The 23,353-nt window shown below is 70.2% G+C and carries 20 protein-coding genes and 3 pseudogenes; 9 read left to right on the top strand and 14 right to left on the bottom strand.

Annotated elements, in window-relative coordinates; genetic code table 11:
- Positions 1-91: 91 nt before the first annotated feature.
- The gene (locus QA634_RS06790; protein ID WP_012331272.1) at positions 92-1,330 is read right to left on the bottom strand and encodes an ABC transporter substrate-binding protein; all 1,239 of its coding nucleotides are present in this window, start codon (positions 1,328-1,330) and stop codon (positions 92-94) included.
- 93 nt (positions 1,331-1,423) lie between these two features.
- Between QA634_RS06790 and QA634_RS06785 the strand changes: the two genes are divergently transcribed.
- The 6 genes from QA634_RS06785 (at position 1,424) to QA634_RS06760 (ending at position 8,002) form a co-directional block, all read left to right on the top strand.
- Entirely contained in the window at positions 1,424-2,176 is a 753-nt protein-coding gene (locus tag QA634_RS06785; RefSeq protein ID WP_012331271.1) for an enoyl-CoA hydratase/isomerase family protein, read from the top strand.
- A gap of 8 nt (positions 2,177-2,184) precedes the next feature.
- Complete coding sequence (locus QA634_RS06780; protein WP_018262280.1) at positions 2,185-3,753, top strand: acyl CoA:acetate/3-ketoacid CoA transferase; 1,569 nt, start codon at positions 2,185-2,187, stop codon at positions 3,751-3,753.
- A gap of 82 nt (positions 3,754-3,835) precedes the next feature.
- A complete protein-coding gene (locus QA634_RS06775) occupies positions 3,836-5,038 on the top strand; it encodes an ABC transporter substrate-binding protein (RefSeq protein WP_012331269.1) in 1,203 nt (400 codons plus the stop codon).
- A gap of 99 nt (positions 5,039-5,137) precedes the next feature.
- Complete coding sequence (locus tag QA634_RS06770; protein WP_012331268.1) at positions 5,138-6,478, top strand: FAD-dependent oxidoreductase; 1,341 nt, start codon at positions 5,138-5,140, stop codon at positions 6,476-6,478.
- A 92-nt stretch (positions 6,479-6,570) separates the two neighbouring features.
- Positions 6,571-7,254, top strand: coding sequence for a GntR family transcriptional regulator (locus tag QA634_RS06765; protein WP_012331267.1), 684 nt, complete (start codon positions 6,571-6,573; stop codon positions 7,252-7,254).
- Positions 7,255-7,267: 13 nt separating this feature from the next.
- A complete protein-coding gene (locus QA634_RS06760) occupies positions 7,268-8,002 on the top strand; it encodes a DUF4286 family protein (RefSeq protein WP_012331266.1) in 735 nt (244 codons plus the stop codon).
- A gap of 233 nt (positions 8,003-8,235) precedes the next feature.
- On the opposite strand, the gene QA634_RS06755 is transcribed toward QA634_RS06760, so the two are convergent.
- The 9 genes from QA634_RS06755 to benA form a co-directional block, all read right to left on the bottom strand.
- Positions 8,236-9,075: a 3-keto-5-aminohexanoate cleavage protein gene (locus QA634_RS06755; RefSeq protein ID WP_012331265.1), complete on the bottom strand. Its 840-nt coding sequence runs from the start codon at positions 9,073-9,075 to the stop codon at positions 8,236-8,238.
- 47 nt (positions 9,076-9,122) lie between these two features.
- On the bottom strand, positions 9,123-10,478 hold the full coding sequence (locus QA634_RS06750) for an MFS transporter (protein ID WP_012331264.1): 1,356 nt from the start codon (positions 10,476-10,478) through the stop codon (positions 9,123-9,125).
- Positions 10,479-10,552: 74 nt separating this feature from the next.
- Positions 10,553-10,831 carry a muconolactone Delta-isomerase gene (catC, locus tag QA634_RS06745; RefSeq protein WP_012331263.1) on the bottom strand — a complete coding sequence of 93 codons (279 nt, stop codon included), beginning with the start codon at positions 10,829-10,831 and terminating at the stop codon, positions 10,553-10,555.
- Between the two features lie 4 nt (positions 10,832-10,835).
- A complete protein-coding gene (locus tag QA634_RS06740) occupies positions 10,836-12,005 on the bottom strand; it encodes a muconate/chloromuconate family cycloisomerase (protein ID WP_012331262.1) in 1,170 nt (389 codons plus the stop codon).
- Between the two features lie 158 nt (positions 12,006-12,163).
- Positions 12,164-13,105 (bottom strand): catechol 1,2-dioxygenase, encoded by a 942-nt coding sequence (gene catA / locus QA634_RS06735; RefSeq protein ID WP_012331261.1) that lies wholly within the window; start codon positions 13,103-13,105, stop codon positions 12,164-12,166.
- 44 nt (positions 13,106-13,149) lie between these two features.
- Entirely contained in the window at positions 13,150-13,947 is a 798-nt protein-coding gene (locus QA634_RS06730; RefSeq protein ID WP_012331260.1) for a 1,6-dihydroxycyclohexa-2,4-diene-1-carboxylate dehydrogenase, read from the bottom strand.
- Entirely contained in the window at positions 13,944-14,957 is a 1,014-nt protein-coding gene (benC, locus tag QA634_RS06725; RefSeq protein WP_012331259.1) for a benzoate 1,2-dioxygenase electron transfer component BenC, read from the bottom strand. Before benC ends, QA634_RS06730 begins: the two co-directional genes overlap by 4 nt.
- A gap of 13 nt (positions 14,958-14,970) precedes the next feature.
- Positions 14,971-15,462 (bottom strand): benzoate 1,2-dioxygenase small subunit, encoded by a 492-nt coding sequence (gene benB, locus QA634_RS06720; protein WP_012331258.1) that lies wholly within the window; start codon positions 15,460-15,462, stop codon positions 14,971-14,973.
- Between the two features lie 117 nt (positions 15,463-15,579).
- Positions 15,580-16,908, bottom strand: coding sequence for a benzoate 1,2-dioxygenase large subunit (gene benA / locus QA634_RS06715; protein ID WP_012331257.1), 1,329 nt, complete (start codon positions 16,906-16,908; stop codon positions 15,580-15,582).
- 237 nt (positions 16,909-17,145) lie between these two features.
- Between benA and QA634_RS06710 the strand changes: the two genes are divergently transcribed.
- Positions 17,146-18,054: a LysR family transcriptional regulator gene (locus QA634_RS06710; RefSeq protein WP_012331256.1), complete on the top strand. Its 909-nt coding sequence runs from the start codon at positions 17,146-17,148 to the stop codon at positions 18,052-18,054.
- Here the strand turns inward: QA634_RS06710 and QA634_RS06705 are convergent.
- Both QA634_RS06705 and QA634_RS35770 read right to left on the bottom strand, forming a co-directional pair.
- Positions 18,051-18,464 (bottom strand): annotated as a pseudogene (locus QA634_RS06705) (IS630 family transposase); the annotation flags it as partial. The gene QA634_RS06710 and the pseudogene QA634_RS06705 overlap by 4 nt on opposite strands.
- 29 nt (positions 18,465-18,493) lie before the next feature.
- Positions 18,494-18,637 (bottom strand): annotated as a pseudogene (locus QA634_RS35770) (transposase); the annotation flags it as partial.
- A 286-nt stretch (positions 18,638-18,923) separates the two neighbouring features.
- Here QA634_RS35770 and QA634_RS06700 point away from each other — a divergent pair.
- Positions 18,924-19,898 carry a TAXI family TRAP transporter solute-binding subunit gene (locus QA634_RS06700; RefSeq protein ID WP_265576546.1) on the top strand — a complete coding sequence of 325 codons (975 nt, stop codon included), beginning with the start codon at positions 18,924-18,926 and terminating at the stop codon, positions 19,896-19,898.
- A 37-nt stretch (positions 19,899-19,935) separates the two neighbouring features.
- Positions 19,936-20,478, top strand: a complete 543-nt coding sequence (locus QA634_RS06695) for a DUF5602 domain-containing protein (RefSeq protein ID WP_012331254.1) — start codon at positions 19,936-19,938, stop codon at positions 20,476-20,478.
- Between the two features lie 187 nt (positions 20,479-20,665).
- Here QA634_RS06695 and QA634_RS06690 read toward each other — a convergent pair.
- Together QA634_RS06690 and QA634_RS06685 are read right to left on the bottom strand one after the other, a co-directional pair.
- Positions 20,666-20,991: pseudogene (locus QA634_RS06690) on the bottom strand (IS66 family transposase); the annotation flags it as partial.
- A 465-nt stretch (positions 20,992-21,456) separates the two neighbouring features.
- Positions 21,457-23,184: an IlvD/Edd family dehydratase gene (locus tag QA634_RS06685; RefSeq protein ID WP_012331253.1), complete on the bottom strand. Its 1,728-nt coding sequence runs from the start codon at positions 23,182-23,184 to the stop codon at positions 21,457-21,459.
- Between the last annotated feature and the right edge of the window lie 169 nt (positions 23,185-23,353).

The raw sequence follows: 23,353 nt of genomic DNA, 5'->3' as shown, positions 1-23,353 counted from the left end.
GTTCGGGGCGCCGATCTCGTCTTCGAGGAGATCGGGGCCCTCATGAGGGCGCGAGGCGGCCGCCGTCGCGGTCGCCGCGCGCCGCGGGCCCTCAGCGCGAGCCGGTGACGATCGGGCAGTCGCCCTCTCCCATCGGCCGGAACGCCTCCTCGGCCGGGATGGTCCTGATCAGCTTGTAATAATCCCAGGGCCCCTTCGATTCGGACGGCGTCTTCGTCTCGAACAGGTACATGTTGTGCATCTTGCGCCCGTCGGCCCGGATCGTCCCCTTGCCGAAGGCCGGATCATCGGTCGGCAGGCTCTTGGCGACCTCGACGACCCGCTTGCCGTCGGTCTTCGTCCCGGCCTTCTCGACGGCCTTGAGGTAGTGCAGCGTCGCCGAGTAGGCGCCGGCCTGGAGCTGCGTCGGCATGCGCCCGCCCATGCGCGCGGAGAACCGCTTGGCGAAGGCCCGGGTGCCGTCGTTGAGATCCCAGTAATAGGCGGCCGTGAACTGCAGCCCCTGGGCGACGCCGAGGCCGAGGGAGTGCACGTCCGTGATGTAGAGCACCATGGCGGCGATCTTCTGCCCGCCCTGCACGATGCCGAACTCGGACGCCTGCTTGATCGCGTTGATCGTGTCGCCGCCCGCGTTGACCAGCCCGACCACCTTGGCCTTCGAGGCCTGCGCCTGCAGCAGGAAGGACGAGAAGTCGGGGGTGTTGAGGGGCGTGCGGGCGCTGCCCACCACCGTGGCGCCCGAGGCCGAGAGGATCTTGCGGATGTCGGCCTCCATCGTGTGGCCGAACGCGTAATCCGCCGTCAGCAGGTACCAGGAATCCCCGCCCGAGGCCACCACGGCCCGGCTGGTGCCGGTCGCGAGCGCGTAGGTGTCGTAGGTCCAGTGAATGCTGTTGGGGGTGCAGTTCTTGCCCGTGAAATCGGACGAGGACGCACCCGAATTCATGAAGACCTTGTTCTTCTGACGCGCCAGCTCCGTCACGCTGAGGGCCACGGCCGAGTTCGGCACGTCCACGACGACGTCCACGCCGCCCCGGTCGAACCATTCCCGCGTGATCGTCGAGCCGATATCGGCCTTGTTCTGGTGGTCGGCGGACACGACCTCGGCCCTCACCGTGCCGCCCGCCGCCTCGTAATCCTCGACCGCCATGCGGGCCGCCGTCACGGCGCCACTGCCGTTGGTGTCCGCGTAGAGACTCGAGAGATCCGTCAGCACCCCGATCCGAACCGCCAAGGGCTCCGGCAAGGGCCCCGGCTGCGCGAGCGCCGGGCCGGCCGCGACGGCGGCCGCGCACGCGCCGAGCGCGCGCAGCAATCTCCTGATGCCCATTCCTCCATCCTCCCTGGTCGTCTCGTTGTCGCCCGCCCGTTGACGCGGCGTGCACATTTGTACCATGGTACCGATATCCAATGGAGGCAAGGCGTGTCGGACCTCATCGTCGAGAGAAAAGGCAGCGTGGCGATCCTGACGATCGACCGCCCGCGCCGCCGGAACGCGATCGGCGTCCAGCTGGTGGAGGACCTGACGCGGGAATTCGCGCGGCTGGACCGGGAGGCCGACACCCGCGCCATCGTGCTGACCGGCGCGGCGCCGGGCTTCTGCGCGGGGAGCGACCTCAAGGAACTCGCCGAGACCGACCTCGCCGGGATGTGCGCGCACGAGGCCCGGACCGCGGCGCTCGCCCGCTCGATCGCCTTCCTGGGCACGCCCGTGATCGCGGCCGTCGACGGATTCGCGCTCGGCGGCGGCTTCGTGCTGGCGATCTCCTGCGACGTCGTCGTCACGGCGAGCGAGGCGCGCTGGCACCTGCCGGAGGTCTCCATCGGCTGGATCCCGCCCTGGGGCCTGCAGGCCGTGGTCGCCCGCGTCGGGCCCGTGGCGGCCCGCCGCCTGACCTGGGGCGCGGCGCCGTTCGACGGGCGCGAGGCCCACCGCCTCGGCCTCGCCGACGCGCTCGTCGCCCCCGGCGCGAGCGTCCTGGAGGCGGCGCTGCGCGAGGCCGAGGCCCTGGCGGCGCTGCCGCCGCCGGCCGTCGCCTCCACCAAGCACTTCTACGCCCCCGCGATCGCCGGCACGGCGGAGGCCGCGGATGCCTGGGCGAACCGCCTGTTCGCGGCCGATTGCGGCCACCCCGTCGCGCAAGGGACGCTGCGGCGCTTCGGAGTCACGGCATGAGTCACGGCATGAGCAAGCGCATCACCGCCGCCGAGGCCGCCGGCCTCGTCCGCTCGGGGGACACGGTCGCGAGCGTCGGCGTGATCGGCTGGATCACGCCCGATGCCCTGCTGAAGGCGCTCGGCGCGCGCTTCCAGGAGGAGGGCGACCCGCGCGACCTCACCTTCTACTTCCCGTGCGGGACCGGGGACTCGATCGACATCCGCGGCATGGACCACGTCGCGATCGAGGGGTTGATGAGGCGGATCATCTCCGGCTCCTACGTGAACCCGCTGCACCCGGTGAAGCGGACCCGGCCCGAACTGATGCGGCTCATCCGCGAGAACCGCGTCGAGGCCTATAGCTGGCCGATCGGCGCCAGCATGCACTGGCTGCGCGAGGTCGCGCGCCGCAGCCCCGGCTACATGACCGAGATCGGCCTCGGCACCTACGCCGATCCGCGCCAGCAGGGCGGCAAATTCACGCCCTGCGCGACCGAGGACCTGATCGAGCTGATCGAGTTCAGGGGCAAGGAGTACCTGTTCTACCCGACCTTCCCGCTGAACGTCGGCTTCATCCGCGCCTCCTCGGCGGACGCCTTCGGCAACCTCTCCTACGAGGACGAGGCCCTGATGTCGTCCAACACGGCCCTCGCCCTCGCCGTGAAGGCGTCCGGCGGCATCGTGGTGGCGCAGGTGCGGCGCGAGGTGGAGCGGCACTCGCGCCCGGCCCACCACGTGCGCGTGCCCGGCACGCTCGTCGACCACTACGTCGTCGAGCCCGACCAGATGTCGGGCACCGACACGCTGTTCGACCCGGTCTATCTCGGCGGCCGGCGCGCGGCCCCGTCGGACCTGCCGCGGCTCGCCCTCGGGCCGGACAAGGTCATCGCCCGGCGCGCCGCCGCCGAGGTCAGGCCAGGCCGGACCAGCATCTTCGGCTTCGGCGCCTCCTCGGACGCCCCCCTCGTCATGGCGGAGGCCGGGCTGTTCGACCACGGCCGCATCGACGATTACCAGTTCACCACCGAGCACGGTCCCTTCGGGGGCGTCGTGATGAGCGGCTGGCAGTTCTCGGCCAATATGGGCCCCGAGGCCCTGCTCGACGGCCTGCAGCAATTCGACTTCATCGACGGCGGCAATTGCCCGTTCGCGGCGCTGGCCTTCGCGCAATTCGACGCCGGCGGCAACGTCAACGTCAGCTGGTTCGGCTCCAGTAACCCGGGCGCCGGGGGCTTCATCGACATCGCCCAGAATGCCCGGGACCTCCTCTTCACCGGCACCTTCACGACGGGCGGGCTCGACTGCGCCATCGGGGAGGGCGGGCTGTCGATCCGGCGCGAGGGCACGGTGCGCAAGCTCGTCGCCCGCGCCGAGCAGGTGACCTATCCGGTCCGCCGGGGCGTCGCGGAGCGCGGCCAATCGGCCCTCGTCATCACCGAGCGCGCGGTGTTCCGGGTCGAGCCCGAGGGTCTCGCGCTGGTCGAGGTCGCGCGCGGGATCGACGTGCGGCGCGACATCCTCGACCAGATGGAGTTCGCGCCGCACCGGATCGCCGATCCGCTGCCCTTCATGGATGCGGGGCTGTTCGCCGCGTGAGCCGGCGCCCCGGCCCCGCGGGCGGCGCGGCGCTCCCGACCGCCCCGGCGAGACCGAACGGGACCAACGAGGGAGGGAAACCATGACGGTGCGGATGGTCGGGGCGGCCCTGCTGGCGGTCGCCCTCTCGGCCGGGGGCGCCCGGGCGGGCGAGAAGGCCGTGCGGATCGGCGTGCTCACCGACATGAGCGGGATCTACGCGGATTTCGGCGGGCGCGGCTCGGCGCTGGCGGCCCAGATGGCCGCCGAGGATTTCGGCGGCCGGGTCGGCGACCTCCCGATCGAGGTGGTCTCGGCCGACCACCAGAACAAGGCCGATATCGGCTCGGCGCTGGCCCGGCGCTGGTTCGACCAGGAGGGCGTCGACGCCATCGCGGACGTGCCGACCTCGTCGGTGGCCCTCGCCGTCGCGGAGGTGGCCCGCGAGAAGAACCGGGTGCTGCTGGTCTCGGGCGCCGGGACCTCGGACCTCACGGGCAAGAACTGCTCGCCCAACACGGTGCACTGGACCTACGACACCTGGGCGCTGGCCAATTCCACCGGGGGCGCCCTGACCAAGGCGGGCTTCGACACCTGGTACTTCATCACGGTCGATTACTCGTTCGGCTACGCGCTGGAGCGCGACGCGAGCGAGGCGCTGACGGCCGCGGGCGGCCGCATCCTCGGCAAGGTCCGCCACCCGGTCGGGACCGGCGACTTCTCGTCGTTCCTGGTCCAGGCGCAGGCCTCGGGGGCCAAGGTGGTGGCCTTCGGCAATGCCGGCGCCGACACGATCAACGGCGTCAAGCAGGCGGCGGAGTTCGGCCTGGTCCAGGGCGGGCAGAAGCTCGCCAGCATGCTGATCACCCTGAGCGACATCCACTCCCTCGGGCTGAAGGCCGCGCAGGGGCTGGTGCTGACCGAGGCCTTCTACTGGGACCTGAACGAGGGCACGCGCGCCTTCGCCAAGCGCTTCGCGGCCCGCAGCGGGGGCGTCTACCCGAACATGGTCCATGCCGGCGTGTACGGGGCCGTCACGCATTACCTGAAGGCCCGGGCCGCCGCGGGGCGCGACGACGGCCGGGCGGTGGTGCAGGAGATGAAGCGCCTGGAGACCGACGACCCGCTCTTCGGGCACGGCGCGGTGCGCAGCGACGGCCGGGCCACGCACGACCTCTACCTGTTCGAGGTCAAGGCTCCGGCGGAGAGCGGCGGGCCTTACGATTACTACAAGCTCCTGCGCAAGGTGCCGGCCGCCGAGGCGTTCCGGCCCCTCGAGGCGGGCGGCTGCTCGCTCGTGAACTGATCCGGGCGGCCGAGGAAACGATGCGCGGCATCCCGGATCGGGATGCGGGACCGGCCCGCGCGGGGTCGCGGGCTTCGACGGACGAACCGGGAGTGGGACGTGAGTGAGGGGATCGACGATCGCACCGGGTTCTCCCTGGAGACCGACGTGCTCGTGGTCGGCGGCGGGGCGGCGGGGGTCGCCGCGGCGGTCACCGCGGCCCGGCAGGGCGCCCGGGTCACGCTCCTGGAGCGCTACGGGTTCTGCGGCGGAGGGGCCGTCGCGGGTCTCTCGGGGACCATCTGCGGCATGTACGCGGCGACGGAGGACCGCGCCGCGCCGCCGCGCCAGGTGGTCCACGGCTTCCTCGACGAGTTCGTGGCGGCCCTGGAGGCGCGCGGCGGGCTCGCCGAGCCGGTGCGCTACGGCAAGACCTACACCCGCGTGCACGACCCGCTGGTCTGGCGCGAGGCGGCCGACGCGCTGCTGGCGGAGGCCGGCGTGCGGATCATCTACCACGCCGTCGTCACCGGCGCCCTGGTGGAGGGGGCCGAGCGCGTCGAGGGCGTCGTCGCCTTCACCAAGGAGGGCAGGGCCCGCATCCGCGCCAAGGTCACGGTCGACGCGAGCGGCGACGCCGACGTCGTGGCGATGGCCGGGCTGCCCTCGTTCGTCGGGCAGGACGGGCGCGTGCAGAATCCGACCATGATCTTCCGGCTGATGGGCGTCGACACCGCCCGCTTCGTGAGCCGCTACGGGACCGACACGATCATGGGCGAGGAGGTCTCGGCCCTCATCCGCGAGAAGGCGGCCGGGAACGGCTACACGCTCCCGCGCGCGAAGATCTGGCTGTTCACGACCACGCGCCCGGGCGAACTCCTCTGCAACTGCACCCGCGTGATCGGGGCGGACGGGCGCGAACTGAACACGCTGTTCGCGCGCGACTTCACCGAGGCCGAGATCGAGGGGCGGCGCCAGGTGCGGGAATACGCCCGCTTCTTCCGCGACCACCTCGCGGGGTGCGAGGCGAGCTTCGTGAACGACACCGGCGTGCAGGTGGGCGTGCGCCAGACCAGGCAGGCCAGGGGCGTCGCGCTCCTGCGCAACGCCGACGTGGTGGCGGGCACCAAGTTCGCCGACGGGATCGCCCGCTCGCCCTGGCCGATCGAGCTGCATTCCGGGGCCAAGCCGCGGGTCGAGTGGCTCATCGACGACGTCTACGAGGTGCCCTACGGCTGCTTCGTGCCGGAGCGCGGCGAGGGGCTGCTGTTCGCCGGCCGCTGCCTGTCGGCGGAGCACGAGGCGGTCGCCTCCGCCCGGGTGACCGCCCAGTGCTTCAGCTACGGCCACGCGATCGGGCACGCGGCCGCCATCGCCGCGCTCGACCGGGTCGCGCCCCGCGCCATCGCGGGGGCGGACCTGCGCGCGCGGCTGAACCGCGACGGGGCGCGGCTGGATTGAGCGCCGCGCGCCACCCGGCCGCGCGACGATTGTCGCCCGGGGCGGATTCGGCCTACCAGGGAGGACCCGCCTCCCTGCCGCCCCGAGGTCCCTTGCCGCTCTCCCGCGACGCGCCCGCCGAATCCCCCGCCGGCAATGCCGCGCTGCGCCTCGGCGATCAGGCCTATGCCGCCCTGGAGGAGCTGATCGTCACGGCGGCGCTCCCGCCGGGCAGCCTGTGGTCGGAGGCGGCCCTGAGCGAGCGCACGGGCATCGGGCGCACCCCGGTGCGCGAGGCGCTGCAGCGGCTGGCGGCCGACCACCTGGTGGTGCTGCTGCGGCGGCACGGCATCAAGATCACCGAGGTGCAGGTCTCCGAGCAGCTCCTGGTGCTCGACGCCCGTCGCGAGCTCGAGCGGCTGGTCTCGGTCTGGGCCGCCCGGCGTTCCACCCGGGCCGAGCGGGAGGCGCACCTGGGCAGCGCGGTCGAACTCCGCGAGGCCGGCGCGAAGCGCGACCCGCTCCTCTACCTGCGGGTTCATTTCGCACTCAAGCGCTTCACCTGCGAATGCGCCCGCAACCCCTACGCGGCGCGCGCGCTGTCGCCGCTGCACGCGCTCTCGCGCCGCTTCTTCTACGTCCATCACGACCGGTTCGGGGACCTGATGGAGGTGGCGCGGGTCCACGCCGATCTCGCCGAAGCGATCGGCCGCGGCGACGAGGCGGCCGCCTCCGCGCGCTGCGACGCGATGACGGATTACGCGGTCGCGTTCACGCGCAAGATCATCCTCGAATAGCAGGACGCCGCCGATGCCGAGCGACCCCGCCCCACCCCTCCCGCCCGGGCTCCTGGGGGAGGCCGCGCTGGCCCTGTGGGGCGGCATCGATCCCGCGCGCGAGGACGAGTTCAACGACTGGTACACGCACGAGCACCTGCCCGAGCGCGTCGCCATCCCGGGTTTCCTGCGGGCGCGCCGCTACGTCGAGGCCCTGCGCGACCCGCGGCTGGCGGGCTGGCGCTACTTCACGCTCTACGAGGTCGAGGCCGCCGGCACCCTGCGCTCCCCGGCCTATCTGCGGGCCCTCGAGACCCCGACGCCGCGCACGCTCGCCGCCCTGCCGCTGTTTCGCGGCATGGGCCGGATGGGCTGCGCGGTGACCCACACGGTCGCCCGCGGGACCGGGGGCGGCCTGTTCGTGGCGGAACTCGGCCCGCTGCCCCGGGAGGCGGAGCGCCTGCGCGCGTGGCTCGCGACGCGGGCGAGCCCCCGCATGATGGCGCTGTCCGGCGTGCTCGCGGTGCACCTGTGCGAGAGCGACGAGGCCGCGACGCGGGCGGGCCTCGGCGTCGCCTCCTACCGGGAGGTGCGAACCGGGACCGGGCGCTGGCTCTGGCTCGTCGAGGGCGCCTGGATCGATCCGGCCGCCGCGCTCGACGCGTGCCTGCGGGCGCTCGGCCCCGCGACGGCGCAGGGCGCGGACGCGGCGATGTCGCTCGGGATGTTCCGGTTCCTCGGCGGGCTCGTGCCCGATCAGCTGGCGTGACGGGGACTGATCCGGGACCCGCGTGATCGACGCGGATCCCGGATCACGCGCCTGCGCGGCGCCTGAGCGCGGCGCCTGAGCGAAGCCGACATCCGCAGGCCGAAATCCGAGATGGCGAAGCAATCGGTCGGATGTCGGATCAGGCGGCCTTCCGGCAGAACCGGGCCCGGGCGGCAGGCCTCCGCGCGAGGCGGGACCGCGTCGGCCGCGCCCCCGTCGGCGGGCGGGCCCGCCTACGCCGCCGGGCGCAGGTGCAGGATGGCGCGGGCCTCGGCCGGGGTCGCCACCCGGCGCCCGTGCCGGCGCACGGCCTCGGCCGCCAGCCAGACCAGCTCGGCGTTGCTCGCCGCCAGCCGGTCCTTGGTCACCCGGATGTTGTCCTCAAGCCCCGTGCGCACCGCCTCCGCCCCCCGCGCCAGCGCCCAGTCCATCACCCGCGCCTGCTCGCGCCCGATCCCCGCCGCCGTCCAGGTCGCCTGGGGCAGGATCCGCCGCGTCTCGGAAAGCAGGATGTCGAGCAGGTGCTCGTCGGCCGGCATCGCGTTCTTCACCCCCAGCACGAACTGCACGTGGGGCGCCTCGTCCATCAGCCCCGCCTCGATCAGCCGCCTTGCCCCGTGCAGGTGCGAGAGGTCGAAGATCTCGATCTCGGGCCGGATGCCGTGGCGGCGCATCTGCCCGGCGAGCTCGGTGACGAGCGCGGCGGGGTTCTCGTACACGATGCTCGGGAAGTTGACCGAGCCGGTGGAGAGCGAGGCCATGTCGGGGCGGTGGACCAGCGAGAGGCCGCGCGCGGCCGGGTCGCGGCCGCGCCCGCCGGTGGAGAACTGCACGATCATGCCCGGGCAGTGCTTGCGCACGCCCTCCTGGACGGCGGCGAACCGGTCCGGGTCGGAGGAGGGGCTCTCGTCGTCGTTGCGCACGTGGATGTGCACGAGGCTGGCGCCGGCCTCGTAGGCCTCGTGGGTGGACTCGATCTGCTCGGAGACGCGGGTCGGGACGGCGGGGTTGTCCGCCTTGCGCGGCACCGAGCCGGTGATCGCGACCGCGATCACGACGGGTGGGAGACTCATGGGTCCAAGTCCTTTGCGAGGGATGCGCGACGACGGGGCGGCGGCCGTCAGGACCGCTGCACCGCCGGCGCGGCGGCCGCGAGGGGCAGGAGAGGGCGGACGAGCCGGCCCTTGAGCCCGATGCTCAGCGCCGCGATCAGGGCCGGCACCGCCACGAGGCCGAAGGTGGCCGGCAGGCCGAGCCCGAGGCCGAGGAGCGAGGCGCCGATCATCGAGCCCGCGACCGAGCCGACCCGGCCGACCGCGTTCGCCCAGGACACGCCCGTCGCCCGGCTCGCGGTCGGGTAGTAGCTCGCCGCGAGCGCGTTGATGCCGATCTGCGAGCCCGCGACGCAGAAGCCCGCGCCGAACACCGCGACGGCGAGCAGCGCGACCGAGCCGGTGGCGCTGCCGATCAGGGCCACGAACCCCGCCGCGCAGAGATAGGACAGGCCGAGCACCGCGTGCGGGTTGGCCCGGTCCATCAGCGCCCCGAGCACGAGGCCGCCGACCGTGCCGCCGGTCGCCAGCATCACGGTGATCAGGGACGCCTCCTTGAGCGAGAGGCCCGCGCTGCTGATGATCGTCGGCAGCCAGCTCGACAGGAGGTAGAAGATCAGCAGGCTCATGAAGAAGGTCAGCCACAGGCAGAGCGTGCCGGCGACGAGGCCGGGCTGGAACAACTGGCCGATCGGCGAACCCTTCGCGGCCGCGATGCCCGTGAAGCGGGCGCCGGACAGGTCCTCGCCCGGCGCGATGCGCCGCAGCAGCGCGGCCACCCGGTCCGCCGGAGCCTGCCTGAGGACGAGGAAGCGCACCGATTCGGGCAGGCCGAGTGCCAGCAGCGGGGTCAGGGCGAGCGGCAGGATTCCGCCGAGCACCAGGACTGAGGTCCAGCCGTGATCGGCGATCAGGTGCGCGGCCGCGAAGCCGCCCAGCGCCGAGCCGACCGTGAAGCCGCAGAACATCGCCATGGTCAGGAACGAGCGGCGCTGCTCCGGGCAATACTCGGAGGTGAGCGTGATCGCGTTCGGCATCGCGCCCCCGAGCCCGAGCCCGGTGACGAAGCGCAGCACCGTCAGCATCTCGATCGAGGTCGACCAGGCCGAGGCGAGGCTGGCGAGCCCGAAGAACGCCGTGGTGGCGACCAGCATCGCCTTGCGGCCGATCCGGTCGGCGAGCGGGCCGAACAGGAAGGCGCCGACCATCAGGCCGAACAGCCCGGCCCCGAACAGCGGCGCGAGCTGCGCCTGGCCGAGCTGCCACTGCGCGCGCAAGGCCGGGGCGATGTAGCCGATCGCGGCGGTGTCGAAGCCGTCGATGGCGACGACGAGGAAGCACAGGAGCACGATCCGGACCTGGAAGCCGGAAACGCCGTGGCGGTTGATGACGTCCTGGACGTCGATGCTGCGTGTCGCGGACATGATCGTTGTCCCTTCTGGAGGAGGCGGTCTCGGTCGCGCGCCGGCCCGATCGGGGGCCCGGGGGTGCGACGGGCTCAGGCGATCGCCGAGGGATGGCGCGCGAGCGGCGTCACCCGCATGGTCATGAACGGGAAGAGCGGCAGGCCGGACAGGATGTCGTGCAGCTCGTCGTGGCTCGCGACGTCGAAGATGCTGACGTTCGCGTAGCGTCCGGCCACGCGCCACAGGTGAACCCACTTCCCCTGCCGCTGCAGGTCCTGGGCGCGGGCCTTCTCGTCGGACTTCAGCGCGGCGACGAGGGCGGGATCGAGGCCGTGCGGGATCGCGACGTCCATCTCGACGCAGTACAGCATGGGATCAGCTCCGGGCGTAGTGGCGCAGCTTGTCGGGATCGAGGGCGACGCCGAGGCCGGGGCCGTCCGGCAGATGCACCGCGAAATCGTGGAAGCGCAGGGGTTCGGTGACGAGGTCGTCGGTGAGGATCTGCGGGCCGAAATGCTCGCAGCCCCAGGCCAGGTCGCGCAGGCCCGCGAAGGCCTGGAGATGGGCGGCGGCGCCGATCGAGCTCTCCAGCAGGCAGCCGCCGTAGAGCGCGATCCCGGCGGCCTCCGCCACCGCCGCGACCTTGCGCAGGCCCACGAGCCCGCCGTGCTTCACGAGCTTCAGCGAGACCGCGTCGGCGGCGGCGGCCTGCGCCACCGCCAGCATGTCGTGGGAGGTGAAGACGCACTCGTCCGCGAGGAGCGGCGGGACATCGTCGCGCGCCCGCAGCCGGCCCATCCCGGCGACGTTCCAGGCCGGCAGCGGCTGCTCCACGAGGGCGATGCCGAGATCGGCGAGCCGCGGCAGGACGCGCCGGGCGGTGGTCTCGTCCCAGGCCTGGTTGGCGTCGACGATGAGCGTGGCGCGGCCGGCGAGCGCCCGGGCCAGCCGCGCCAGCCGCGCGAGGTCGGCCTCCGGCGCCTGGGCGCCGATCTTGACCTTGAAGGTGCGGTGCAGGCGCGCGTCGAGCTTGGCTTCGGCCTCCGCGATCTCCTGGTCGGGGTCGCCGGAGGCGAGCGTCCACAGCACCGGCAGGCTCGCCCGGACCGCGCCGCCGAGCAGCGCCGCGACCGGCAGGCCCAGCGTCCGGCCGACCGCGTCGAACAGGGCGGTCTCGATCGCCGCCTTGGCGGCGTTGTTGCGCTTGGCCGCCGCGTCGAGGCGCTCGCCCGCCGCCACGAAGCGGTCGGCCGGATGCCCGAGCAGGGACGGGGCGAGGTAGCGATCGATGGTGGCCTTGATGCCCTCGACGCTCTCCTCGCTCCAGCGCGGCCCGCCGAGCGTCGCCGCCTCGCCGATGCCCTCGACGCCGTTGGCGAGCCGCAGCTGCACGACGACGTAGCTCTGCGCCGTGACGGAGGTCTGGGAAAGCTTGTGCTTGCGCACGGTGGGGACGTCCACGACGGTGGAGCGGATCTCCGCGACCGCGAGGTCGCGGGCGGGCGCCGGACTCGCGGCGTCGTGGATCTGGGTCTTCGCGAGCATGACGGAGCCTTCGGAAGCAGGGCGCGGGACTTGGTGCCGGCGGGACTTGGTGCCGGCGGGACTTGGTGCCGGCGGGACTTGGTGCCGGCGGGGCTTGGTGCCCGCCGGTTCGCACGGGAGGGGGTCGGGCCTCTCGGGCGGGAGAGGCCCGGGAGGCGTCAGGCGGCCTCGGCGCGGGGGCGCGCCACGACCGGGTCGGGCGCGTGCGCGACCTCGGGGTTGAGCGCGAAATCGAAGCGGATCCGCGAGAAGGGGGCGGTCATCCCCGAAGCGGCGAGCGCCGCCGGATCGGTGACCGGCGCGACCTCGACCACCAGCCCGTCGCGCGTGCCGAAGGCGAAGTCGTCGTGGACGTAGGGGTCGTCCGCGAGGTTGATCTGCGTCGTGAGCTGCCGGTGCCCGGGCCCCGAGACGAAGAAGTGGATGTGGGCCGGGCGCCGGCCGTGCCGGCCGAGCTGGTCGAGGAGCTTCTGGGTCTGGCCCTGCGGCGGGCAGCCGTAGCCCTTCGGCAGGATGCTGCGGAAGCGGTAGCAACCGTTCCCGTCCGTCTCGATGCGGCGGCGCAGGTTCCAGGGGCTCTGGCTCGTGTCGAAGACCGAGTAGTTGCCGAGCGTGTTGGCGTGCCAGACATCCACCACCGCCCCCGGCAGGGGCGCGCCGTCCCGGCCCGTGACCCGGCCCTCGACGATCAGCACCTCGCCGTCCTCCGGGTCGTCGTCGAGCCGCGCCTCGCCCTTGGCGAGCGGCGCGCCCGCGACGTAGAGCGGTCCCTCGATGGTGCGCGGCGTGCCGCCCGCGATCCCGGCCGCGCGCTCCTTGGCGTCGACGCACAGGTCGATGAAGTGCTCGATGCCGAGGCCGGGCATGAGCAGCCCGAACTCGTTCTTCCGGCCGGTCTCGGTCAGGTAGCTCATCGCGGTCCAGAACTCGCTCGGGGTGACGTCGAGGTCCTCGATGATCCGGCACGCATCCGCGACGACGCGGCGCACGATCCGCTTGAGGCGCGGGTTGCCGGCGGCGGTGTCGAGGCCCGCGACCTTGTCGAACAGGGCTTGCGCCTCGGGGGAATCGGTGATCGTGGACTCGGTGATCGTGGACATGGGGCGTCTCCTCTCTTGAGGGTTGGTCTTCTCGGGGGGTCGGTTCAGCCGAGGTCGCCCCCCGCCACCGGCAGGGTGACGCCGGTGACGTAGGAGGCCTCGTCGGAGGCGAGGAACAGGATGGCGGCGGCCTGCTCGGCCGCGGTGCCGTAGCGGCCCATCAGGCTCGACGCCTTGGTCTGGGCCACCACCTCGGCGATCCAGGCGCGCTCCTGCTCGCCCGGCGGCGCGGGATTGCGCGGGATGCGCCGGGGCGGCGCCTCGGTGCCGCCGGGCGCGACCGCGTTCACCCGGATGCCGTGGGCGGCGTATTCCCAGGCGAGGCAGGCGGTGAGCGCGTTCACCCCGCCCTTGGCGGCCGCGTAGGGCACGCGGTTCACGCCCCGCGTCGCGACCGACGAGACGTTGACGATGCTGCCGCCCCCGGCGGCGAGCAGGTGCGGCAGCGCCGCCCGGCAGCACCACAGGGTCGGGAAGAGCGAGCGCCGGATCTCGGCCTCGACCTCGTGGGCCGCGTAATGGGCGAAGGGCTTGAACCAGATCGAGCCGCCCACATTGTTGACGAGCACGTCGAGCTGCCCGAACGCCTCGACCGCCGCCGCCATCACGGCCTCGCAGGGCTCGGAGGCCTCGACGTCGGCGAGACGGACCGCCGCCGTCGCGCCGAGGTCGCGGCACTCCGCGGCGGTCTCCTCGACGATCTCCGAGCGGTCGGTGAGGAGGAGGGCGGCGCCCTCGCGGGCGAGCCGCAGCGCCACCTCGCGGCCGATGCCCTGCGCGGCGCCCGTGACCACCGCGGCCTTGCCCGCGAAGCGCCCGGGCGTGTGGATGTCCCGGCTCATGCCGCGCCTCCCGCTCCGCTCGCCGCGAACTTCTCGTAGTGGAAGCTCGCGGGCGTCACGCCCCGCTCGGACAGGCTGCGGCGCACCGCGTCGACCATGGCGGGCGGGCCGCACAGGTAGGTGTCGACGTCGCCCCCGTTGAGGTGCTCGGGCGCGAGGTGCTCGGTGACGTAGCCCTTCCTCGGATGCGCGCTGTCGGGGGAGGCGACGCAGGTGGCGAAGCTGAAGCCCGGGATGGCGGCGGCGGCCTTCTCCAGCGCCTCGACCTCCACGAGGTCGGCGTCGTGCGTCACCCCATAGACGAGGTGGACCGGGTGCGGGCTGCCGCCCTCGGCGATCCTGCCCAGCATGGACAGGAAGGGTGCGAGCCCGGTGCCGCCGGCGAGCATCAGCACCGGCCGGCGGATCTCGCGCAGGTAGAAGCTGCCCGCGGGGCCGGTCAGGTCGAGGCTCGCGCCGGGCTTGGCAGCCTCCGCCAGGTAGGTGCTCATCAGCCCGCCCGGGATGTTGCGGATCAGGAACTCCGCCCGCGTGCCGCCCGGGGCCGAACTGAACGAGTAGGAGCGCTGCTGGCCGCTGCCCGGCAGCGCGATGTTGACGTACTGCCCCGGCAGGAAGCCGATCGGCTCGGGCGTCTCGACCGTGAGCCCGAAGGTGGTGTCGGACAGCCGCCGCACCGCCCCGATCGTGCCCTTGTGCGCGGCGCCGCCGGTCTTGCAGAGGTGCGAGGAGGCCGCGACCGCGAGCACGAGGTCGGTCCGCGGGCGCATCTGGCAGGCGAGGCCGTAGCCTTGGGCGGCCTCCTCGTCGGACAGCGCGTCCTCGATGTAGCTGCCCGGATCGAAGCGGCCGGACTCGCAGTGCACCCGGCAGGTGCCGCAGGCGCCGTCCCGGCAGTCGAGCGGGATGTTGATGCCGATCCGGTAGGAGGCGTCGGCCACCGTCTCGCCCGGCCGGCAGCCGACGAACCGGGTGACCCCGTCCTCGAAGTTGAGCGCGACAGTGTACATGACGGCGCCCTCCTCAGATATGATAGACGTCGATGACGTGGTGGATGTAGTCGTTCTTCAGAACGACCTTCTTCTTCTTGATCAGCGGGGTGCCGCCGCTATTGTCGAGCGTGTAGAACGACGTGCCGAAATGGGTGTCGACGGTCTTGTAGCGGTAGTTGAAGGTGAGCCAGTTGAAGCGCAGCCGGCAGGAGAGCTCGTCCTGCGCGAGGATCTCGACGTTCGAGATGTGGTGCGAGGTGCGCGGCTCCGGCAGGCTGGTGGCGCTGGAGCGCTCGGTGCGGATGCGGAAGACCCGGTCCTCCAGGCCGCCGCGGCTGTCGTAGTAGATCAGCGAGACCTCGCGCTGCGGGTCGGTGACGAGCTGGTCGTCGTCGTCCCAGGACGGCATCCAGAACTCGACGTCGGGGGCGTAGAGCGCGAGCCAGGCGTCGAAGTCGCGGTCGTCGAGGTAGCGGGCCTCGCGGTAGAGGAACTGCTGCACCTCTTCCAGGGTCAGGGTCATCGGGGTCTCCTGCGGGCGTGACGGGGCGTTCGGCGCCCGGGAGGGGCCGGTCCGTCGTCGATGGCGTTGGCTTGCGGACCCCTCCCGCGCGGACCGGGAGGGTTCGGGCGCGTCGCGCTACGGCAGGTGCCGGCGCATCGTCTCCATCCAGTAGCGGTGCTGGATCGCGAACAGGCCCTCGTCCTCGGTCCTGACGCCGCTGAGCAGCGGCTCGAGGCCGATCGCCCGCGCGCCCTCGTCGGCGCCCTCGATCCAGTGGGTGGCGCCCCGGCAGAGGTCGTTCCAGCGCGCCGCCCGGCCCTGGTAGCCGAGCTGGCAGGCCCGGAACTCCTCGAGGTCGTCCGGGGTCGCCATGCCGCTCGCGTTGAAGAAATCCTCGTACTGGCGGATGCGCCGGGCCCGCGCCTCGGGGGCCTCGCCCTTCGGGGCGATGCAGTAGATCGTCACCTCGGTCTTATCGACCGCGATCGGCCGGTAGGTGCGGATCTGCGACGAGAACTGGTCCATCAGGTAGACGTTCGGGTAGAGGCAGAGGTTGCGCGAGCGGCTGATCATCCAGTCCGCCATCGCCTGCCCGTGAGCCGCCGCCAGCTCCTCGCGCCGGTCCCAGTTCGGGCGGTCCTCCGGGTTGGCCCAGGTGGTCCAGAGCAGCAGGTGCCCGTGCGCGAAGGAGTAGAAGCCGCCGCCCTGCTTCGCCCAGCCGCCCGCATCCATCGCGCGGGTCTTGTCGACGACGTGGGTCTCCTTGCGGCGGCTCGTCGTGGCGGCGTAGTTCCAGTGCGTCGCGCTGACGTGGTAGCCGTCGGCGCCGTTCTCGGTCTGGAGCTTCCAGTTGCCGTCGAAGACGTAGGTCGAGGCGCCGCGCAGCACTTCGAGCCCGTCCGGCGACTGGTCGACGATCATGTCGATGATCCTCGTCGCCTCGCCGAGGTGCTCGGTGAGCGGCTTCACGTCCGGGTTGAGGCTGCCGAACAGGAAACCGCGGTAGCTCTCGAACCGGGCCACGGGCGTCAGGTCGTGCGAGCCGTCGCGGTTGAAGCTGTCGGGATAGCCCGCGCCCTCCGGGTCCTTGACCTTGAGCAGCCTGCCGCCGTTGCTGAAGGTCCAGCCGTGGAACGGGCAGGTGAAGGTCGCCTTGTTGCCGCGCCTGTGCCGGCAGATCATCGCGCCGCGATGGCTGCACGCGTTGACGAAGGCCTGGAGCTCGCCCTTGCGGTTGCGGGTGATGACCACCGGCTGGCGGCCCATATAGGTCGTGAAATAATCGTTCGGGTTCGGGATCTGGCTCTCGTGGGCCATGTAGATCCAGTTCCCCTCGAATATATGCCGCATCTCCAACTCGAAGATGTCGGGATCCGTGAAGATGTCGCGCCGGCAGCGATAGGTGCCCGTCTCGGGATTATCCTCAACCGCGGTCTCGACAATCTGATGCAGATCTTCCAGCACGACGTCCTCCTGGCCTCACGGGCGTGGCTCGGGAGCGAGCGGGATCGTTGCGGGTCCACGCGGGGCGCGGCCGGCTCGGATCGTCCTCTCACCTGCGCAGGAAGGGCGTGGCGCTCGATGGGCCGGATCGGCCGGGCCTCGCTCGCTCCTGGGCGTTTCCTCTTCTTCACGTTCTAGACAGGGGGCATTGCGGCGTCCAAGACCGATTGGGAACGAAAACATTCCTGGGAGGAATAAGTGGAGCTCCGGCACTTGCGCTACTTTGTGGCCGTCGCCCGCGAGCAGAGCTTCACGCGGGCTGCCGAGACGATGCACGTCGCCCAGCCCGCGCTGAGCAAGCAGATCCAGCAATTCGAGGACGAACTCGGCTTGTCCCTGATCGAGCGCGGGGCGCGGCCCTTGCGCCTGACCGAGCCGGGCCGGCTGATCTTCGAGCAGGCGCTGCAGATCCTTGAGCGAATGGACGACCTGCGCGAGACGGGCCGGCGCCTGCGCCTGACCGAGCGCAACCGCTTCCGGGTCGGGTTCGTGGCCTCGACCCTGTACGGCCGCCTGCCGGAGATCCTGCGCGGCTACCGGCTGAAGCGCCCGGACGTGGACCTGACGCTGCTCGAACTCCTGACGCTGGAGCAGATCGCGGCGCTCAAGGAGGGCCGCATCGACGTCGGGTTCGGCCGCATCGAGATCGAGGACCCGGCGATCGCGCGCGTGCTGCTGCGCAACGAGACGATGATCGTCGCCGTGCCGACGGCCTGGGACGCCGCCCGCCCGCCGGGGCCGCTGCGGCTGCGCGACCTCGCCGACACGCCGCTGATCATCTACCCGAAGAGCGCGCGCCCCAACAACGCCGACCGCATCCTGGCGCTGTTCCGCGACCACGCGGTGCGCCCTCCGGTGATCCACGAGGTGCGCGAATTGCAGACGGCGCTGGGCCTCGTGGCCGCCGAGGCGGGGGTGTGCGTCGTCCCCGCCTCCGTCGAGCGCCTCCGCCGCGACGGCGTCGCCTACCGGCCGCTGAACGAGGAGCGGGCCCTCATCCCCGTCATCATGAGCTACCGCAAGGACGATCCCTCACCGGAGATCCCCCTCATCCTGCAATGCGTCCGCGAGGACTACGCGCGCGAGGGATTGGCGTTCGGCGTCTAGTGTCCTGCGCCTGAAGTTTGCGGCAAAGGCGCATCATCTGTTTCAGGGTCGATTGTTCGCAGGCAGAAGCGTTTGACGCTGGCCAGGATGGCGTCGGCCGACTTCACCCAGCGGAACGGCTTGGGGTCGGCGTTCGTGGCCTGGATGAAGGCGCGGATGTCGCGTTCAAGTTCCTCCACCGAGCAGTGCACCCCACGCCGGATGGCTCGGTCGGTGAGCAGGCCGAACCACCGCTCGACCTGGTTGATCCACGAGGCCGAGGTCGGCGTGAAGTGCACGTGGTAGCGCGGGCGCTGCGCCAGCCAGTCGCGGATAAGCTTGGTCTTGTGCGTCGCCGAGGTGTCGAGCACCAGATGCACGTCGAGGTCGGCCGGCACGGTCGCCTCGATCTCGTCCAGGAAGCGGCGAAACGCGGGAGAAGCCGCCAGGACACGCTGCCGCGCAGCACGGACAGCACGGCATTCAGCATGGTGCGCACAGCATGCGTGCGCGGCCGTCCGCGCCGCGTGCGCGGCTCAAGGAGCGGCGCGAGGATCTCCCATTCGGCGTCGCTGAGATCGGTGGCATAATGCTGAGTGGTCATCTCACTCAGTTGGCCATCAGGCGATTTTCCAGACACCCTCTAGATGCTCACACAACCGAATACGAGCGAGCGCGGCTCTTGCAGCGAACCAAGGCCTGCGGCAAGGTGGTAACTTTCCGGATGTGCTCGGACATCTGGAAGGCGTGCTCCCCAACCTGAACGGTTGAAGCAAATGCGTGGCGCGAGCGGGCGATATCGATGTGGCGCTGCCGTAGCAAGCTGGTTCATTGTTGGCCAAATCTTTTGCGTACCTGCCCTTATGGCTCAGACTCACGAGCGAGCGCTCTTGACGAAGATCAGTGGCCGAGGCGACCCGCATACAATTGGCCTTACCACCGCAGCAGGTACCGACCAGTGGATCGCAAGTGATATTTCCGCCGTTATTGCCGACGGGCAGGAGACCGGCCCAAGAGGTGAGATGGCGTTGCGCGTAGCAGTAACGGTTGGCATGGGGGGAATTCAGGATATTCGTGATCTTTTGACAAAACCTGATGTCGACATGGCTATTGTTCCGGCTGTTTTGTTTGATTTTGTCCGAAATACTCAAGTAAGCAATGTCGTCTCACAGAAAATTGCCTATATCGTACCGCTCTACAAAGAAGAGTTGCATATAATTGCCGGACATAGCATCCAAAATATAGCTGATCTTTCTGGTAAAGCCGTTAACCTGGGAGTTTCGGGTGGCGCGACCGACATACTAGGGCGCGAACTTCTCAACAAAATGAATATTAGATTTTGGCCAGTTAATATAAGTCAGCAAGATGCACTGGAAAAAATTCGGGCCGGGGAACTCGCGGCCACCCTCACTATTGAGGGCAAGCCCCTGTCTTGGCTTTCGGAGTACAAAAGAGATGCAGGCTTTCATCTTGTTCCAATATCGACGTCGCTAGTTGCTGACGATATATACTCTCCGGCAGTTTTTACTGATGGCGACTACCCCAACCTTATTGCCCCTGGTAGCGCCATCGATACTGTCGCGGTATTGGCGGTATTGCTGGCGTATGATTGGCCAGAGCGAAGCAGCCGCCGTCTCCTGCTGCAAAATTTTGTCCACAAGTTCTTCTCGCATTTTGCCGAGCTTGCCACTGTGCCGAATCATCCAAAATGGAAAGAAGTCAACCTTAGTGCAGTCGTGCAGGGATGGAGGCGCTTTGGCCCGGCCGAGAATTGGCTTCGCCAGAACTCTGATGATAATTCCCAGGCAGGCTTTGTACAGTCAGGGGCAGCGCTTCGTTCGGACAAACAGCGGCAGAGAAAATGACAAGCTAGGTTAATTCATAGTGCCGGGGGAGCGGATCATGGCCATTTTGCAGCTTGTGTTTTCTGGAGCTCTGTCGATTATTTCCTGTGTTGGTGCCCAGGAAAGGCAAGTATGTATAAAAAATCACGACCTGATCGCACAAGATTCCGATTGGGCGCAGTTAAAACCGAAGGCAAAATTGGTTCGTTCTGGAATGAGTAGCGACCGAAAGCCCCGCTGGTCGCGCAAGAGACAGAATGAACGCAAGGTGAGCGAGCAACAGGGTTATAGGAAAGTGAGTTCCCTGGTGAATCTGCCTGGCTTTTTGCCGGGGATCGGAGCGCTGTACGTCAAGCCCGGGACTCTGCCGGCGGGTCCTTTCCGCGCATTCGATCGACACGATCGGTTGGTAAGTACAATCTATATGATTCCTACTGAGGATTTCCAAAACAAAAAGGCGTTCGATTTAAAAGGTGCTGCCGGAAAGGCGGATCATATTACAATTTATTTCAACGCGGGTCATCCTGGTGTTGAAGTTCCACACTATCATATAGTCGTATGGCATGTTAGCAAAAAAGAAGAGGCACGCGTGGCGCGGTAGATCAAGAAATTTTAGATGTTGTGCCTAGAGAACATCTGACAGTTCATGTCTTGGATGTGCGGTGACAAAGCATGGCCGAGATGCGCCACTTCCAGACGTTGGCTCCCAGGTAATTACCCAGGAGGTTTGGGGCAGTTTACGAGCCGGCTGAGCTTGTCTGCGATGAGGTGGTCGGCGCGAGAGGCAATCAGGCGCCGATGGTCTCGAGGATGATACCGAAGGTGTTAGCACCCGAGAGGCGGGCGGTGTCGACGACCGTGCGCACGTCCGCCTTACCCGCGGCCCCCCACATGGCCCGGTGGCCGTTCGTCACTTTTTGCTGCACCAGGCCGGGCGCAGGGCTCGCTCACACCCGTTGTTGGTGACCTCCACGCGGCCGGGATGGGCGAGCAAGACCAAGAGTTGATCGCGGGCTCGCCCGATCTTGGCTTGCAGCGCGCGGGTCAGATCGCACCGGCTCGGGGCGGATAGGGTGTCGGACAGTTGCCGTTCCAGCGCCCGGCGCTTGGCCGTAGAGCGGCACCCGGTTGCAAGGTGATCGGGTGCCGCTCTCGATCTTTGATCTTGCCGCATTTTCTGCGACGAACCGGCATCCACTTCGTCGGAAAATGCTCTAGAGCAGGCCTCGCTCGGGCCGAGACGGTTCCCGATCGCCGGGTTCAGCACCGCCGTGCCGCCGAGACCGGCCGCCCCGACGCCGAGTTCCCGCTCCCGTCGTCCGGGGAAACGGGAGCCGTGACCCCGGGCGCGCGATCACCGGGACGCCGTCCGACGCCATCCCGCGCATCGGTACGGGACGCCGGAAGCCGGGATCGCCCTCACGCTCGGCGCAAATCTCGGCGGATCGGGCGCAATCGCATCATCCGCCATCCAGTTGACGGCTTCGCCATCTCCCCTTTCGGCCATGCGGATTTGGGCGTCGCTCAGGCGCCGCGCAGGCTCGTGATCCGGGATCCGCTTGATCAAGCGGATCCCGGATCACTCCTCCGTCGCGCCGCCGTCCGGGGCCATGAAGGCGAAGTCGCAGCCCTCGTCGGCCTGCGTGACCGTGTCGTGGAACAGGCGGGCGTAGCCGCGCCGCGCCCAGGCCGGGCGCGGGGCTTCGGGCAGGGCGGCCTGCCGGCGCGCCAGCTCCGCCTCGTCCACCAGGAGGTCGATGCGCCGCCCGGCCACGTCGAGGCGGATCGCGTCGCCCGTGCGCACCAGCGCGAGCGGGCCGCCCACCGCCGATTCCGGCGTGACGTGGAGCACGATCGTGCCGAAGGCGGTGCCGCTCATCCGGGCGTCGGAGATCCGCACCATGTCCTTGACGCCCTGCCGGGCGAGCTTCTTCGGGATCGGCAGGTAGCCGGCCTCCGGCATCCCGGGCGCGCCCTTCGGGCCGGCATTGCGCAGGACCAGCACGTCGTCGGCCCCGACGTCGAGGTCCGGCGCGTCGATCCGCGCCGCCATGTCGGGGATCGACTCGAACACCACGGCCCGGCCGGTGTGCTGCAGGAGCCGCGGGCTCGCCGCCGCGTGCTTGATCAGCGCCCCGCGCGGCGCGAGGTTGCCGCGCAGCACCGCGAGACCGCCCGCCGCCTTGATCGGGTCGGCGGGCGAGCGGATGACGGTCTGGCCCGGCACCTCCTCGGCCGCCGCCACCACGTCGCGCAGGCAGCCGCCCGCCACGGTCGGGGCGTCGAGGTCGATGAGGTCGCCGAGTTCGCGCAGGAGCTTCGGCACACCGCCGGCGTGGTGGAAATGCTCCATGTAATGCGCGCCGGAGGGCTTGAGGTCGACCAGGACCGGCACCTCGCGCCCGACCGCGTCGAAGGCGTCGAGGTCGATCCTCGCCCCGACCCGGTTCGCCATCGCGGTGAGGTGGATGAGCCCGTTCGTCGAGCCGCCGATCGCCTGCAGCACCACCTGCGCGTTGCGCAGGCTCGCGGGCGTCAGGAGCGCGCTCGGGCGGGGCCCGCCCGCCACCGCCATCGCGGCGGCGCGGCGGCCGCTCGCCTCGGCGAGGCGCACCCGCTCGGCATGCGGCGCCGGGATCGTGCCCGCGTAGGGCAGGGCGAGGCCCATCGCCTCGATCATGCAGGCCATGGTGGAGGCCGTGCCCATCACCATGCAGGTGCCGACCGAGGGGGCGAGCCGCCCGTTCACCACCTCGATCTCGGCCTCGTCGATCTCGCCGGCCCGGTGCGCGGCCCAGAGCCGGCGGCAATCCGTGCAGGCGCCCAGCACCTCGCCCTTGTGGTGCCCGACCACCATCGGGCCGACCGGGATCACCACGGTCGGCAGGTCCACGCTCGCCGCGGCCATGATCTGGGCCGGCAGGGTCTTGTCGCAGCCGCCGATCACGATGACGGCGTCCATCGGCTGGGCGCGGATCATCTCCTCGGTGTCCATCGCCATCAGGTTGCGCAGGAACATCGAGGTCGGGTGGGCGAAGCTCTCGTGGATCGAGATGGTCGGGAACACCATCGGCATGGCGCCCGCCAGCATCACGCCGCGCTTGGCCGCCTCGATCAGGGCCGGGGCGTTGCCGTGGCAGGGATTGTAGTCACTGAAGGTGTTGGTGATGCCGACGATCGGCCGGTTCAGCGCGTCGTCGGAATAGCCCATGGCCTTGATGAAGGCCTTGCGCAGGAACAGCGAGAAGCCCGCGTCGCCGTAGCTCGTGAGCCCCTTGCGCAACCCCTTGCCCGCGTCGCCGGCCATCCCGCTCCTCCCCGCTCCGTCGCCCGTCCGCTTCTACGACGGCCCGGTGCATTGTCAATAAAACCGCCGCGTCAACGCCGATCTACCGGTCTTCACGGCCAATCAGGCGGTTCGTTATTGACAATGTCCCGGCAACCTGATCCCTTGCCGCGCAACGACAAGGTGGCCG

This window comes from Methylobacterium sp. CB376, assembly GCF_029714205.1.
GTDB lineage: Bacteria > Pseudomonadota > Alphaproteobacteria > Rhizobiales > Beijerinckiaceae > Methylobacterium.
Note: the sequence above shows the minus strand (reverse complement) of the source record. Positions and strands in the feature narration are given on the sequence as shown.

Coding starts and splice junctions, on each gene's coding strand:
- QA634_RS06790 (WP_012331272.1), bottom strand. CDS start 1,330: ATGGGCATCAGGAGATTGCTGCGCGCGCTCGGCGCGTGCGCGGCCGCC.
- QA634_RS06780 (WP_018262280.1), top strand. CDS start 2,185: ATGAGCAAGCGCATCACCGCCGCCGAGGCCGCCGGCCTCGTCCGCTCG.
- QA634_RS06775 (WP_012331269.1), top strand. CDS start 3,836: ATGACGGTGCGGATGGTCGGGGCGGCCCTGCTGGCGGTCGCCCTCTCG.
- QA634_RS06760 (WP_012331266.1), top strand. CDS start 7,268: ATGCCGAGCGACCCCGCCCCACCCCTCCCGCCCGGGCTCCTGGGGGAG.
- QA634_RS06755 (WP_012331265.1), bottom strand. CDS start 9,075: ATGAGTCTCCCACCCGTCGTGATCGCGGTCGCGATCACCGGCTCGGTG.
- QA634_RS06750 (WP_012331264.1), bottom strand. CDS start 10,478: ATGTCCGCGACACGCAGCATCGACGTCCAGGACGTCATCAACCGCCAC.
- catC (WP_012331263.1), bottom strand. CDS start 10,831: ATGCTGTACTGCGTCGAGATGGACGTCGCGATCCCGCACGGCCTCGAT.
- QA634_RS06740 (WP_012331262.1), bottom strand. CDS start 12,005: ATGCTCGCGAAGACCCAGATCCACGACGCCGCGAGTCCGGCGCCCGCC.
- catA (WP_012331261.1), bottom strand. CDS start 13,105: ATGTCCACGATCACCGAGTCCACGATCACCGATTCCCCCGAGGCGCAA.
- QA634_RS06730 (WP_012331260.1), bottom strand. CDS start 13,947: ATGAGCCGGGACATCCACACGCCCGGGCGCTTCGCGGGCAAGGCCGCG.
- benC (WP_012331259.1), bottom strand. CDS start 14,957: ATGTACACTGTCGCGCTCAACTTCGAGGACGGGGTCACCCGGTTCGTC.
- benB (WP_012331258.1), bottom strand. CDS start 15,462: ATGACCCTGACCCTGGAAGAGGTGCAGCAGTTCCTCTACCGCGAGGCC.
- QA634_RS06695 (WP_012331254.1), top strand. CDS start 19,936: ATGGCCATTTTGCAGCTTGTGTTTTCTGGAGCTCTGTCGATTATTTCC.
- QA634_RS06685 (WP_012331253.1), bottom strand. CDS start 23,184: ATGGCCGGCGACGCGGGCAAGGGGTTGCGCAAGGGGCTCACGAGCTAC.